General features: G+C 68.8%; 17 protein-coding genes. 6 read left to right on the top strand and 11 right to left on the bottom strand.

Features of this window, described 5'->3' with window-relative positions; genetic code table 11:
- Window positions 1-62: 62 nt before the first annotated feature.
- Together ACIPSE_RS06605 and ACIPSE_RS06600 are read right to left on the bottom strand one after the other, a co-directional pair.
- Window positions 63-1,094, bottom strand: coding sequence for a hypothetical protein (locus ACIPSE_RS06605; protein WP_401659721.1), 1,032 nt, complete (start codon window positions 1,092-1,094; stop codon window positions 63-65).
- On the bottom strand, window positions 1,094-1,744 hold the full coding sequence (locus tag ACIPSE_RS06600) for a hypothetical protein (protein ID WP_401658131.1): 651 nt from the start codon (window positions 1,742-1,744) through the stop codon (window positions 1,094-1,096). Before ACIPSE_RS06600 ends, ACIPSE_RS06605 begins: the two co-directional genes overlap by 1 nt.
- Before the next feature lie 299 nt (window positions 1,745-2,043).
- Here ACIPSE_RS06600 and ACIPSE_RS06595 point away from each other — a divergent pair, with 299 nt between their 5' ends.
- The 6 genes from ACIPSE_RS06595 (at window position 2,044) to ACIPSE_RS06570 (ending at window position 5,835) form a co-directional block, all read left to right on the top strand.
- Entirely contained in the window at window positions 2,044-2,337 is a 294-nt protein-coding gene (locus tag ACIPSE_RS06595; protein ID WP_401658129.1) for a hypothetical protein, read from the top strand.
- A gap of 3 nt (window positions 2,338-2,340) precedes the next feature.
- Window positions 2,341-3,618 (top strand): hypothetical protein, encoded by a 1,278-nt coding sequence (locus ACIPSE_RS06590; RefSeq protein ID WP_401658127.1) that lies wholly within the window; start codon window positions 2,341-2,343, stop codon window positions 3,616-3,618.
- Window positions 3,619-3,657: 39 nt separating this feature from the next.
- The gene (locus tag ACIPSE_RS06585) at window positions 3,658-4,047 is read left to right on the top strand and encodes a hypothetical protein (RefSeq protein WP_401658125.1); all 390 of its coding nucleotides are present in this window, start codon (window positions 3,658-3,660) and stop codon (window positions 4,045-4,047) included.
- Window positions 4,044-4,709: a hypothetical protein gene (locus ACIPSE_RS06580; protein WP_401658123.1), complete on the top strand. Its 666-nt coding sequence runs from the start codon at window positions 4,044-4,046 to the stop codon at window positions 4,707-4,709. Before ACIPSE_RS06585 ends, ACIPSE_RS06580 begins: the two co-directional genes overlap by 4 nt.
- Window positions 4,706-5,377 carry a hypothetical protein gene (locus ACIPSE_RS06575; protein WP_401658121.1) on the top strand — a complete coding sequence of 224 codons (672 nt, stop codon included), beginning with the start codon at window positions 4,706-4,708 and terminating at the stop codon, window positions 5,375-5,377. Before ACIPSE_RS06580 ends, ACIPSE_RS06575 begins: the two co-directional genes overlap by 4 nt.
- A 92-nt stretch (window positions 5,378-5,469) precedes the next feature.
- Window positions 5,470-5,835, top strand: a complete 366-nt coding sequence (locus ACIPSE_RS06570) for a DUF192 domain-containing protein (protein ID WP_401658119.1) — start codon at window positions 5,470-5,472, stop codon at window positions 5,833-5,835.
- Window positions 5,836-5,923: 88 nt separating this feature from the next.
- Here ACIPSE_RS06570 and ACIPSE_RS06565 read toward each other — a convergent pair whose 3' ends face one another.
- The 9 genes from ACIPSE_RS06565 to ACIPSE_RS06525 form a co-directional block, all read right to left on the bottom strand.
- Window positions 5,924-6,550: an OmpA family protein gene (locus tag ACIPSE_RS06565; protein WP_401658117.1), complete on the bottom strand. Its 627-nt coding sequence runs from the start codon at window positions 6,548-6,550 to the stop codon at window positions 5,924-5,926.
- A gap of 8 nt (window positions 6,551-6,558) precedes the next feature.
- Window positions 6,559-7,140, bottom strand: a complete 582-nt coding sequence (locus ACIPSE_RS06560) for a hypothetical protein (protein WP_401658115.1) — start codon at window positions 7,138-7,140, stop codon at window positions 6,559-6,561.
- Between the two features lie 34 nt (window positions 7,141-7,174).
- On the bottom strand, window positions 7,175-7,768 hold the full coding sequence (locus ACIPSE_RS06555) for a pilus assembly protein TadG-related protein (protein ID WP_401658113.1): 594 nt from the start codon (window positions 7,766-7,768) through the stop codon (window positions 7,175-7,177).
- On the bottom strand, window positions 7,768-7,965 hold the full coding sequence (locus tag ACIPSE_RS06550; RefSeq protein ID WP_401658111.1) for a Flp family type IVb pilin: 198 nt from the start codon (window positions 7,963-7,965) through the stop codon (window positions 7,768-7,770). Before ACIPSE_RS06550 ends, ACIPSE_RS06555 begins: the two co-directional genes overlap by 1 nt.
- A gap of 94 nt (window positions 7,966-8,059) precedes the next feature.
- A complete protein-coding gene (locus tag ACIPSE_RS06545) occupies window positions 8,060-8,815 on the bottom strand; it encodes a response regulator (protein WP_401658109.1) in 756 nt (251 codons plus the stop codon).
- A complete protein-coding gene (locus ACIPSE_RS06540) occupies window positions 8,803-10,203 on the bottom strand; it encodes a sensor histidine kinase (protein WP_401658107.1) in 1,401 nt (466 codons plus the stop codon). The genes ACIPSE_RS06545 and ACIPSE_RS06540 overlap by 13 nt, the downstream gene beginning before the upstream one ends.
- 167 nt (window positions 10,204-10,370) lie before the next feature.
- Window positions 10,371-11,258, bottom strand: a complete 888-nt coding sequence (locus ACIPSE_RS06535) for a DUF5936 domain-containing protein (protein WP_401658105.1) — start codon at window positions 11,256-11,258, stop codon at window positions 10,371-10,373.
- Between the two features lie 12 nt (window positions 11,259-11,270).
- Entirely contained in the window at window positions 11,271-12,215 is a 945-nt protein-coding gene (locus ACIPSE_RS06530) for a type II secretion system F family protein (RefSeq protein WP_401658103.1), read from the bottom strand.
- An 8-nt stretch (window positions 12,216-12,223) separates the two neighbouring features.
- The gene (locus ACIPSE_RS06525; protein WP_401658101.1) at window positions 12,224-13,561 is read right to left on the bottom strand and encodes a CpaF family protein; all 1,338 of its coding nucleotides are present in this window, start codon (window positions 13,559-13,561) and stop codon (window positions 12,224-12,226) included.
- Window positions 13,562-13,572: the final 11 nt, after the last annotated feature.

Genomic DNA, 13,572 nt, shown 5'->3' with positions numbered 1-13,572 from the left:
GAACCGTCGGGCGATCACTCTCCCGAGGGGAGTGATCGCCCGAGAGCGGGACGTGCCGGTCGTCACCGGTTGACGGACTGGATCTCCTGTACGACGACGTCCTGCGTCGCGCCGAAGCTGCCGTCGGGCAGGTCGCCGCCCGCTCCGCCGGTGCCGGTCCAGGTGATCTTCCAGGTGACGGTCGCCTGGAGCGGGTAGGTGCCGTCGCCGGACGAGCGCAGGTACTTCACCCCGCACGGCGGCGTCCGGCCGGCCTTGCCCTTGGCGTACGGCTCACCGATCCTGCCGTCGACGATCTGGCACACGCCGGACGCCGGGTAGCTCACGGCGTCCTTCGTGCCGGGCTCGATCCTGAGCGAGACGGGTTCCGCGGTCGCGGTGGCCGTGAGGTTGAGGACATCCACGGAGGCGGTCACGGAGACCGGCTTGAACTCGGTGCCGTCCAGCCAGGCCCAGGTCGGGAGGTTGACCTTGGTCGTGTTCGCGGGGGCCAGGGTCACTTCCGTGCCGGGCACGCGGATCTCGTTGTAGGCGAGTTCGGCGAGGATCTCCGGGGTGACGGCGTTCTCGATGTCCGCCGGCGGGGCGTCGCCCGTGTCCACCCAGAAGGGGCCCTTGTCACAGGCGTCCCAGCCCGGGGGGTAGCTGTCGTCGACGTAGAAGTCCCACCAGTAGCCCTCACCGGTCTTGTCCTTGTTGAAGCCCTTTTCCTCGTCGTTGGCGTTGTACTTCTCGCGCTGCTCCAGATCCCACTGGTCGCCGGTCGACGGCGCCTCCCAGATCGGCTCCAGGTAGTCCTGAAGCTGCTGGGGGGTGTACTTCGGCGCGTACCAGCAGGCGGGCGGCGTCCAGGACGTGGTCGAGGTGAGAGCACCGGTGGAGTTGCCGCTGCCGTTCTTGGAACGGTCGAAGGTGACACCGCCGACCGTTACGGAGAGGTCGCGGCCGTCGGTCTTGGCTTCTTGTTCCGGGCTGCTCGACTCCAGGGTTCCCCCGGTCGGGGAGTCATCGGCGAGCGCTGTGCCCGACAGTGCGCACAGCGACAAGCACACTCCCACGGCGACCGCACCGGAAATCCTCTTCATTGCGCCTATCAAGGCTGGCACTTGGCGCTCCCCCTCTGCGAAACGACCTTCTGGATCGCCCAGACGCCACCGTCGTTCTTCTTGAGGGACGTGTGGTAGATCACGTAGCTGTCGGAAGTGACCTTGGTCTTCTTGGCCTTGTTGGTCTTGAGGTCCTTCACGTACGCCTTCCCCTGGTCCTCGCAGTAGCTGAGGGAGGCGGTTCCGTCCTTGTCGACGGCCACTACAGGGTTGTAGAAGCGATACGCCCCAGTGATGGCGACTTTGGCGTCCACGTATTCCTGAACGAACTTCTGCACACCGACGGCAGCCTCCCCCTCGTAGTAGTAGGGGTACGCCTTGTCGAGTGCGTCCTGGTTGACGATCGCCAGGTCAACAGCCTTGATGGACTGCTCACTGTCCGACAGGACCGCGTCCTTGTCCTCGTTGCCCGTCTTCGGCCAGTCGAACGTGTAGGAGAGGTCCGAGGGCAGCTCGATCTTCGGACGCCCGGCGGCTTCCGACACTGTCGCGCTCGGGGACGACGACTCACCGCCGGTGTCCGCGCCGGCGATCTTGTCGTTGTCCTTGGGGCTGTCGTCGCTCCCGCACGCGGACAGCGACAGGGCTGCGGCGGCAGTCAGAGCGATCGCTGCGAGGTATGAGGGGCGGCGGTTCACGGTCGGCTCCCGGTGAGGCGAGGCTTCTCTTGAGCGAACCAACGCTATCCAGACGGGTGGGGCGACACCAGGGTTAAGGGCGTCAACCAGCGGTGCTTATACGCCTAAATCGCCCCTTCGGAGGGCGGGTTGACCTGTAACGGTTGCATAACGCGGCACATCCGGCAGAGGCCCCGCGGCGAAGCGCTCGTTCCACTTATGAACGAGCAAAGGAAGAGGAGTGAAGCACCGGCCACGCAGGCTGAGGCGACCACGCAAGCGCGAACGGAGACAGACCCATAGGGGACCACGACCGTCTGTTGGTCGACTACGCACTCCTGGGGTCCTCGAAGACGAACCTGCGGGACATCCGAAAGGCCCTCAGGGACATCGAAGAACACCGCGCCGAAATCGATGACATCTGGGGCCACCACTCCCTCGCCGGCGCGATGGACGCCTTCGTCGGCAACTGGGACAACTACCGGCGTGAACTCCTCTCGAACGTCGAGGACTTGGGCAAGCGCGTGGAGACCGCGCTCAAGAGTTTCGAGAAGCTGGATCTCGACCTCAGGAACGCGAACGGGAAGAAGAGCGGCGAAGGCAAGGGGAATTGACGGGTGGGGACAGGCAAGGGCAGGCGCCGGCCGGTCGACTGGCAGCCGCTGGCGGACAAGGACCCCGTCCCCGGCGACCCGGAGGACATCCGCGGTGAAGTCACCAGGATGACGAACCTCGCCTCGACCCTCCGCGACCAGGCGGCCATCCTGCGCAAAGCCGCCGCCGGCGACGCGCTGCGGGGCAAGTACGCGGACAAGATCCGCGAGAAGTCCGGCGACCTCGAAAAACACTTCCGTGAGACGGCGGCACGCTACGAACGCGTGGTCGGCGACCTCGGCAACTGGGCCGACGAACTGGAGGACTTCCAGGCGCGGGCCGACGGCGTCCTCCGTGCGGCCCGGCAGGCCGACGAGGAGCACGCCGCCGAGACGAAGAAGAAGGACGGCCACGACAAGCCGGCGGAGCAGTCCGATCCCACCGGCCACCTGGCTTCCTACCGCAGGAACCTCGCTCAGGTCGTCTCCGAACGCGACTCACGCGCCCGGTACTACGCCGAGAACATCGACCGCGACATCTCCGACATCGTCAAGGACAGCCGATGGGAGGACTTCAAGGACTGGGTGCACGACAACGCGGAGACGATCCGCACCGTCGTCGAAGCCCTGAGCTGGGCCGCGACCGCCATCGGGATCATCGCCCTCCTCTTCACACCGGTCGGTTGGATCGCGACCGCCATCGCGTTGTCCGCTCTCGGCCTGACCACGCTCGTCGGCGTCGGACACACGCTGTTGGCCCTCTCCGGTGACGGCAACTGGACGGACGTGGCCATGGACGTCTTCGCGCTCGCGACGCTGGGATTCGGCAGTGTCGCGATGAAGGGCGTCAAGACCGCGATGGCTTCCCTCAAGGCCGCCAGCCGGGCGGGGCGGTTCCAGCGGTACGCGAATCTGCGCAAGCTGCTCGACAAGAACGTCATGCGCTACGGCACCGGCTCGGCCCGCGGCGCCCGAGCGGCACGCGCCCTGCGTTCCCTGCGGCAGATCGGGGCACGCGAGACGCACCCCACGGCCACCCGGCTGGAGCGGCTGCTCGGCGGTGACGGGGAGGTCGTGAGCGCGAGCAAGTTCGCCAAGGCCATGCGGGCCGAGTTCAGCGGGAATCCCGGTGTACGGGCAGCAGCCGACGCGACGGAAAGATCCGTCAGGAACTTCCGATACAACTACCTGGCGGCCACAGGAGTGGATCTTGGAGACAAGGCCGGGGAAAATATCCCGCACGCCGGCCAGTACTGCGACGCCAAGGACGTCCTGACACGTGAAGTCGGAAGCCGTTGGTGAGAATCGGATCCGCAGCGTATTTCTCTGGAGTGGGAGAACATGGCCAAGATTCCGGCCAGAAGCCAGGAAGAGTCTCGAGCCACCAAGTATCTTGCCGTCTTCACTTTGACACCGATCCTCTGCTTCGCCTTCCAGGATCTTGGAAGTGAATACGGAGGGTTGGACTGGCTCACCTACGGATACGCGGCGTGGCCGATGATGATTGCGCCTGTCCTGATACTGCTCCTGTTCATCAAGAAGCGGGATCTGGCCGGCGACCCTCAGAACGGTGGCAACTTCTCCCAGACGAGCAAGATGGTTTCCTTGCTCTTTCTGATCCCGAACCTGTTCGCGGCACTCGGTTACAGTTGGCTGGCCTGGATCTCAGTGCTCTCCACCCTGATCATCCTGGTGCTCGGCCGTCGGCTCAAGAAGCAGGCCCGCGTATGAGCGCGGCGGATGCCGTGCGGCAGGCGCCGCCTCGTCGATACGCACTCGTCCTGCCGCCCGGCTGGGTCCGCATCCCTCTGCGTGAGGGCACGAAGGACGCGCTGGAGAAGGTGCTCTTCTCACACATGGCGGAGGTCCCGGAGGGCATCGCCCGGGACGACGCGATGCGCTTCCGGCTGGACATGCGCCGCCAGTTGGAGAAGCAGGCCCGTGCGGCCCGAAGGAACGGTGGCCTCGACCTCTACCTGCCGGTGCTGCCGCGCGGGGGAATCTTCCTCATGGCCTCGTTCATCGTCGCCGAGATGCCGATCGGCCAGAACCACCCGACTCCCCCGGAGGCGGTGCTCACCCGGCTGGCCGATGAGAACGTGCCCGGCGGGACCGCGACAACGGTGGACGTCGCGGGGAAACCCGCACTCCGCCGTTCCTACCGCTCCGTTCCCGACCAGGAGGAACCGGGCTCCGCCCCCGAGGCCGTACGCCGGATCGCCCTTCCGACGCGGCGGGTCGATTACGTTCTCCCCGTTCCGGACGACCCCGGCCGCTGGATCAGCGTCACCTTCTCCACACCGGGTGACGGCGACGTCGACAGTGAATTCACCGGCGTGCTGGTCGAGTTGTTCGACGCGATCGTCGGAACGTTCGCATGGAGTGACGAGTGAGCTGGCTCAACGTCAAGCACGCCATGGATCTGTCCCCCTGGATCCGCATTCCGCTCATGTGGCCGGAACCGGGGCTTGAGGACGTCGAGGAGGCGCAGTCTCCCGAGGCGTGGGCGCGCCACTTCGCCGAATGCCTCTGGGCGGAGTGCGCCGCGGAGGTCCCGGAACCGGGCGAGGTCGAGCTTCTGACCGACATCCTTGTGATGTACGCCGTCCGCGCCCCCGCCGCCTATCCGGACTTCGAGGTCTTCCTCCACCTCCCGCACCCTCGTGAGATCCCGCTCCCCGCATACGTCGACCTGGTGGAGATCGAGGAGGGCGAGGAGGGCGAGAAGGGCGAAGGCCGGGACACGGCGCTGCGCGCGCTGACCCACGCCGATGCGGACTACACCGTCGAGCCTCCCGTCGTCGAGGACTTCCCCTCCCCTCATCTGGGGGCGGGCCTGCGCGTGCTGCGCTATTACCAGGACGAGGAGAGCAACGAGGTGCACGTCGGCCTTCGTTACGCCTGGCGGTACGAGCAGGGCACGGAGGCCGCGGATGTGCTGGTCGTCCTGGCCGATCCCGACGCGGGCCGGATCCTCAAGGCGCTCGACGATGTCGACGAATTCGCCCGCGCCGTCCGGATCAGCCCGGACGTGGAGGCGGATTCCTGGGTGTCCGGGTGATGCTGGAGGGGTAGCTCACCCACCTGCCGGGGCAGAACCACGTGCGGTTCGGGTGAGACGTCGTTCCCGAAAGACAGAAGGGCGGCCCGTGGATGGGGCAGCGGTGGCGTGACGGGTGGGGCACGCTGGTGGTCCACGGGGAAGCCGTGGACGTGGACGTGCCGTTGGAGATCGCCGCGTCCTATCGGGCCCGCAGCAAGGGGCTGTTGGGGCGGGACTCCGTCGAGGGTGCTCTGCTGCTGTCACCCGCCAGTGGGGTGCACACCTTCGGGATGCGCATGGCGATCGACGTGGCCTATCTCGATCGCGGGATGCGGGTGATCGCCGTACGGACCATGAAGCCCGGACGGCTCGGCCTGCCCCGGGTGCGGGCCCGGTACGTGGTGGAGGCCGAGGCGGGGGTCATGGCGGGGTGGGGGGTGCGGGCCGGAGGGCGGGTCGAGATCAGGGGCGCCTGAGCCCGGCGGCCGTCGCGGTCCGCGGAGCCGGTCCGTCGTGTCCGGCGGCACCGCCACACCCCCGAGTCACCCTCGTGTCCGCCGGTCCTCAGCTCTCCGTGCGGGGGAACGACACCTCCACGCGGCGGTTCTTCTTGCGGCCGGATTCCGTGGAGTTGTCGGCGATCGGGTAGTCCTCGCCGTAGCCACGGACCTCGTAGGTGACGCCGGAGTCGCTGAGCTGGTCGTCCAGGAGATCCTGTACGGCGTTGGCGCGCTGACGGGAGAGGACGTCACCGTGGGCCGAGGAGCCCAGGTTGTCGGTGAAGCCGAACACGCGGATGCGGGTGGCGTTCTGCTTCTTGATCTCCTCGGCGATCCCGGCGATACGGGCCTTCGCGTCGGCGCTCAGCTTCGAGCTGTCCTTGCCGAACAGGACCTCGGCCTGGAGGGCGAACTTGACGTCGGCGTTGGTGTCCTCGCGGCGCTCCTCGCCGGCCTCGTCCTCCACCACCTGCTTGATGTCCAGGACCTTGGGCTCGGCGAGCGTCGCGCCCTCGGGGAGCTTCAGGTCGGGGTCGTTGGGGTCCACCTCCACCGGCGCGGACGCCGAGGCCTCGGTGCCCGGGGGCACGCTGGGGCTCTCGTCGGCGTGGGCGGACGTGACGCCGTAGAGGTTCGTGGCGGCCAGGACGGCGGCTGCCGCCAGGGCCACGCGGGTGTGGGTACGGGTCATGACCGGCCTCACCCGGAGATCTTGATCGTGGCGCTGGAGAAGGTGGGGAGTTGGAGCGTTACCTCCGTGGTGGCGGCCGAGGGGGCAGGGAACTGCATGAAGACGGCCACCGATTCCCCCGACTTGAGGATGGAGAAGCCTGTCGTCGTCAGCGGGCGGCCGTCTGTGTCGCGCAGGACGTAGTAGCGCTTCTTCTCCTGGGAGTCCACGAGGGTGGCTCCCCCCAGTGACCTGCCGTGCGCGATGACCTCGGTCTCGTCGCCCTGGAGCGCGATCGGCACCGTCACCGACTTGTCGCTGTCGTTCTTCAGCGTGCCGTTCACGGTGAGGAAGCCACCGGAGTCCCGGTCCGCGGTGGTCACTTGAAGACTCAGCCCGTTGGAGCCCTTCAGTTCGGCCTGGACCTCGTCCGAGTCACCTTCCTGCGGCTTGGGATCGGAGCCCTCGTTCTTGGAAGCGGACGCCGTCGTCTCCGGCTTCTTGTCGTCGTCTCCGCTCCCGCCGCAACCGGCCGCACCGATGGCCAGTCCGGTCGCGAGCGTCAGCGCGACCACCCCCCTGCGGGCCTTCGCCGTGAACCGAATGCTCATGGGTCTGCTTCCTTCGTCCCTCGTCGTTCGCTTGTCAGTCGGCCAGATGGACGTCGAACAGGTCCTGGGGCTCGGGCAGTTCACCGAGATCCTCCGGGTCCAGGTCCCAGTTCCGGTCCTTGCAGGTGAGGCGCGGCAGTACGTCGTCCTCCGCGTCCTCGGCGGGGGGTTCGAACGTGCACAGCGGCTCGATCTCGGCGGTGGCGGACGCCTGGGACCTCTTGTTCTCGGTGCCGGGGATCACGGACTCGCCCACGGTCTTGTCGGTCCTCACCTGGACCGTGTACCTGAGCGGCCCGTCCAGGGCGCAGGAGAGCACCGCGGCGTCGTTCTGTGCGGCGAGCTGGTCCGCTCGCCAGCACGACTCGCCGAGGTCGGCGATGCCGTCGAAGATGTCCTGCCACTTGGTCGGGTCGAGGATGTCCGTCTCCCACTGGCCGGCGAGTAGATCCCGTCGGTCCTGGGCTGCCGCCAGGGCCGCCGCGTCGGCGGCCGTCTGTGCTCCGTTCCTGTTCGCCGCGGCCTGGCCGACCGCAAGATACGCGAACGCGAGGAAGAGCAGGCCGCCCACCACCGTGATGTAGATGGGGAATGCCTGCCCTGCGTCTCCGCGTGCGCGCCCGCGCATCAGCCGCCCGTGATCTCTCCGATCTTGGTGGTGATCGCGTCGGCGATCTGCTGCCCGAAGTTCGTGCCGAGGAGAATGAGGATGATGGCCACGACCACCGCGATGATGCCGAGGTACTCCACCGCCGTCTGACCCTTGTCGCTCCGCTCCGCACGAGCCTTGAGGTACGAGACCGTCGTGTGGATCCAGTTGCTCATGACGTTCCTCTCCGTTGTCCGGGGTACGAGGAACGTACTGGTGAGAACCCCTGTTCGCCGAGGGCCCCAGGGCCCAAATTCCGGTCACCGCTCCTCACCCCAACCCCGGAGCCGTGCCGAGCCACTTCGCCGCGGCTTCCGCCCGGCTCGTGCTGTGGAGTTTGGCGAAGATCCGGTTGATGTGGTTCTTGACGGTCTTCTCGCTGATGAAACAAGTGGCGGCGATCTGCTGGTTGTTGAGGCCCGATGCGATGAGGTCCATGATCTCCGCCTCCCTCGTGCTGAGTTGGTAGCGCGAGTTGTCGGGGGTGGCCGCGCGGCCCCCCGGCCATCCTGATGACGACTGTCCCACATCCGGTTGCATTCGCGAAAGGTTTTCCGTAGAAATAGCTTCCCTGCTGGGTTTCCCGGGTGATGATTCGTATGCACTCGCACTGCGGCGTACGGCGGTCACCAGCTCGTCCACCTTGAACTCGCCGTGCACCAGGTACCCCTTGGCCCCCTTGCGCATCGCCTCCCGGACGGTCTCCGGTTCGTTGCTGTACGTCAGCATCAGCACCGGGGCGATCCGCACCAGGTGCGGGAGGGCCGAGAGGCCGTCGACGCCGGGCATGCGGACGTCGAGGAGGATGACGTCGGGGTGCAGGCGGCGGGCCGCGTCGTAGGCCTCGCGGCCGTCGGCCGCCTCCGCGACGACGGTGATGTCGGCACGGCCGGAGAGCAGGGCGGTCAGGCCCGCGCGGACCACCGGGTTGTCGTCCGCGACCAGCACCCGCAGGTGGGCCCGGGGCACGGGATCGTGGGGCGGTGGCTGCGCGGGGCCGTGCTGCGGAGTGGTCAGGTCCGGCATCGGGCGGCCTCCTCTCGTGGGGTGGGGGACGAGCCTGGGGCGAGGGCGGTCAGCGGGAGTTCGAACCGGACCTCCGTGCCGGTGGAACGCGTGCCGCGGCCGATACGGAGGCGGGCGCCGACCGCCATGGCCCGCTCGACCATGCCGACGAGGCCGAAATGGCCCGCGCGGCGCAGTTGTTCGAGGCTGGTGTCGGGCGCGAGACCGCAGCCGTCGTCGTACACGCTGACGACGAGTACGTCGTCCTCGACGGCCGCGCTCACGTCGACCCGGGTCGGGGAGGCGTGCCGGGCGGCGTTCTCCATGGCCTCCGTGACGATGGTGAGCACCTGGCGGGCCACGGCGGGCGGGACGGGTGGGAGGGACGGCAGTGTGGGTGCTTCCGGTGTCCTGCACGTCGTCCTCAGGCCCGTGCGCGCGGCGAAGTCACTGACCCTGGCGGCCAGTTCGGTGAACACGTCCGTGCCGTGGGCCGGGTCCGTCTCGCGGCGCAGGTCCGTCAGGAGTTCGCGGGACTCGGCGGCGGCGCGGCGCGCGGCGCGGGCCACGAGTTCGGCCTGCCGGCCGAGTTGCTCCCGGTTCATGCCGTCCGCGGCGGCCGAGGCGGCCAGGCCGTCCGCCGCGAGGGCCATGCCGTGCAGGGTCTTGGCGACGGAGTCGTGCATCTCGCGGGCCAGACGGGCGCGTTCGGCGCTCACCGCCTCCGCGACGGCCAGCCGGGCCTGGACCTCCGTCAGCGCGCGTGTCGCCGCCCCGAAGCGGAACATCAGGCCGCGCAGGGTGACGCCGACGGCGCCCGTGATGACGCACAGGCCGGGCAGGAGGAGATCCTCGGCGACCGTCGAGTGGAGGGTCCGCGAACTCGCGTAGACGGTCAGGAGGATCAGGCCCTGGAGGCTGGCGAAGCAGCCCGCGCCGCGCCAGCCGTACAGGAGACCGGCCAGCAGCGGGGTGCAGACGCTGACGTAGGCCAGGGTGCTGTCGGGGCCCGCCGCGACGAGCAGCAGGGCCCCGAAGAAGGTGTCCACGACGAGCAGGGTGGGGTGGCGCAGGAGGAGGGGGCCGAACCGCTCCCAGTCCCGGAACAGGACGTAGGAGCCCATGAAGGTGACGAGGACCGCCGCGCCCACCAGCCGGGCGCCGACGCCGGGGGCGGCGTTGAGGAGGGCGGCCGGGGCGGCTACGGCGATCATGGCGAGGCGGAAGCCGGAGACCTGGCGGCACAGGGCCTGGAGCGCGTTGACCTGGATGTCGGGGGCGGGGGCTGGGGTGGGAGCGGGGGACGGTGGCAGGGGAGGCTGTTCGCCCTCGGCGGGCAGCGAGACTCCTGCCTCCGGCCTCTTGAAGCGCCCCAGGCCGAACCCGTTCGCCCAGAACCTGTTCGCCAAGAACCTGTTCATCCGGAACCCGTTCGCCCGAAGCCCGCTCGCCCGGACCCCGCTCGCCCGGAGACCGTTCGCCCGAAGCCCGTTCACCCGGAACCCGTTCGCCCGAAGCCCGTCCACTCCGCTCACCCCGCTCACCCCGCTCACCCCCACCCCACTCATACCCGCCCCTACTCCCCCGTGATCGTTCCGAAGTCCGTGCCGGAGCCGAGGATGAGGCCGGCGGCGAGGAGGAGCATCGTGGCCGGGACCATGAAGGTCGTGATCATCATGGTGGCCTTGGGTACGGCGCGGGCCGCCTTGCGGCGGGCGTTCTGCGCGTCGGTGCGGCGCATGTCCTTGGCCAGCGCGATGAGCGTGTCGACGATCGGCGCGCCGAGCTCCTCGCCCTGCTGGAGCGCGGTGACGAACATGGCGACCTGCTCGGAGTCGTTGCGGCGGCGCAGTTCCGCGAAGGCCTCACGGCGGCTCATGCCGAGGTCCATCTGGCGCAGGGTGATGCGCAGTTCGTCCGCCCAGGGACCCTCGTAGCGGGTGGCGACGCGGTCCAGTGCCTGGCGGAAGCCGAGGCCCGCGCTGACCACGACGGCGAGGACGTCGAGGAAGTCCGGCAGGGTGCGTTCGATGACGTCCTTGCGGACGCGGATCGCCGACCAGATGCCGACCTCCGTCCAGAACGCGGCGAAGGCGAACATCAGCAGCGCGCCGAGGAACTGGCCGCGCAGGATGAACGCCAGTCCGCCGAAGCAGCCGAGGAAGCCGTAGACGGCGCGGCGGGCGGCGTACCGGTCGATGGTGAGGCCGCCGGGGTTTCCGGCGAGGTCGATCTTGCGGCGGTACTTGGCGACCTGCTTGGGGCCCATGACGCGCAGCACGGCGGGCGCGTACCGCATGCCGAGGCGGTCGATGACGGAGTCGACCGCGCCGGTGCGGGTCGAGCCGATCTCCAGGGCGAGGGCGAGGTCGCTGGGGAGTTTGGTGTCCGCGCGGTACATGCGGACGCCCGCGAAGGCGCCGTAGACGCCGAGGGCCATGAGGAGTGCGAGGACGAGTGCCATGGTCGTGTCCCCCTAGACGTCGATGCGGGACAGGCGGCGGATGAGGACGAACCCGACGGCGTAGAGGAGGAACGCGATGATGACGGCGCCCTGGCCGAGGGGGGAGCCGGTCATCCGGTCCAGGGCGCCGTCCTTGACGCTGTTCATCAGCAGCAGGGAGCCCACGCCGAGCACGGGGACGGCGTATGCCGTCATGTTGACCTGGGAGAGCTGGGTGCGGACCTCGCGCCGGGTCTCCTTGCGTTCCTCCAGCGTCTCGGTCAGGTTGCGCAGGGCGCCGACGACCTGGCCGCCGGCCCGGTTGGACAGGACGAGGGTGGTGACGAGGACGACCAGTTCGCGGGAGGGGAGCCGGGCGGCCATCTCGCCGAGCGCGTCGTCCAGGGAGGCGCCCAGGGCGAGTTGGCTGGAGACCTTGCCGAGTTCCTCGGCGGCCGGGGCCTCCATCTCCTCGGCGGCCATGCCGATGGCGGTGCGCAGGGCCAGGCCCGCCTGGGTGGCGTTGGCCAGGATGCGGGCCATCTCGGGGAGTTGGTTGATGAACTTCTCGATGCGTTTCTGGCGCTGCCAGTTGAGGAACTGGAAGGCGGCCCACGCGCCGAGCAGTCCGGCGATGGGGCCGAAGAACGGGGCGAGGACGGCCTGGCCGAGGAGCCAGAGGCCGGCCACCGTGGCCAGCATGTAGACGAAGAACTCGCCGGGGGTGACGTCCAGGCCCGTGGCCGCCAGGCGCAGTTCGAGGCGCCGGCCGAAGCGGGTGGCGCGCAGGCGTCGGTCGAGGGTGGGGAAGCGGCGCCTGCGCAGACCGGCCGGGATCTGGCCGGTCGAGGACAGCCGGTCCACCAGTGCCTGGCGCTGCGCCCGGCCCGCGGCGTAGGCATGCAGGCCCGCCACCGCGAAGGCGCAGGTCAGCAGCGTGACACCGGTGGTGAGCGTGATCAGATCGTGCAGCTCCATGAGTCGACCTACCTGGCTTCTCTCGTCGCTAGCTGGGCCACGGACTGGGCCACACCGAAGACCTGCGGGACGGGCTGGTTCGCCATGTAGAGGCGGTCGGCGGTGCGGCGTGGCAGGGGGAAGTACTCGAAGACGCCGTGGACCCGGCCGTCCGCGGACATGGGGCGGGCGTGGAAGCGGGCCGCGGTCGCCAGGCGGTACGGCTCCCCGCCGTGGCTGTCCAGTACGGCGATCTCGGTGATCCGGCGGGCACCGTCGGGGAACCGGGTGAGCTGGATGATCACGTCGACCGCGCTGTTGATCTGGTCGTGCAGGGCCTCGAAGGGGATCTCGACCTCGGACATGGACGCCAGTGTCTTGAGGCGCATCAGCGCGTCCTCGGTGCTGTTGGCGTGGACCGTGGCGAGCGAGCCGTCGTGGCCGGTGGACATGGCCTGGAGCATGTCGAGGGACTCGCCGCCGCGGACCTCGCCGACGACGATCCGGTCGGGGCGCATCCGCAGCGAGTTGCGGACCAGGTCGCGGATGGTGACGCGGCCCTGGCCCTCGACGTTCGGGGGGCGGGACTCCAGGCGGACCACATGGGACTGCTGGAGCTGGAGTTCCGCGGAGTCCTCGATGGTGATGATGCGTTCGCGTTCCGGGATCAGTCCGGACAGGGCGTTGAGGAGGGTCGTCTTCCCGGTGCCCGTCGCGCCCGACACGATGATGTTGAACTTCGCCTGCACCAGGCCGGCCAGCAGGTACACCATGTGCTCGTCGAGGGAGCCGAAGCCGACCATCTCGTGCAGGGTGAAGGAGCGCGGGAAGCGGCGGATGGTGAGGGTCGCGCCGGTCAGGGACAGCGGCGGGATGATGACGTTGACGCGCTCGCCGGACGGCAGCCGGGCGTCGACCATCGGATTCGACTCGTCCACGCGCCGGTTGACGGTCGAGACGATCCGTTCGATGGTCTGCATGAGCTGGTCGTGGGAGGGGAAGCGGAGCGGCAACTGCTCGACCCGGCCGCCCCGTTCGACGAAGATCGAGTCGGGGCCGTTCACCATGATCTCGGTGATCGACGCGTCCTCCAGGAGGGGTTCCAGGATGCCGAGTCCGAGGGCCTCGTCGACGACTCTGCGGATGAGCTGGGCGCGTTCCACGGTCGACAGGACGGGGCCCTCGCGGCTGATGATGTGGCCGAGGACCCGTTCCAGGCGGGCCCTTCGTTCGGCCGCCGCGAGGGAGCTCATCTCGGCGAGGTCGATCTCCTCCAGGAGCTTGGCGCGGTAGGAGGCGACGAGGTGGCCGTCCTCGCCCCGCTTGCCGTTCTCCTCGGGGGTGTTGATGCGTGACCGCAGACTCATCTTGCTCCTCG

Source organism: Streptomyces sp. NPDC090106 (assembly GCF_044747265.1).
Classification (GTDB): domain Bacteria; phylum Actinomycetota; class Actinomycetes; order Streptomycetales; family Streptomycetaceae; genus Streptomyces.
This window is presented reverse-complemented; position numbering and strand designations above follow the sequence as displayed.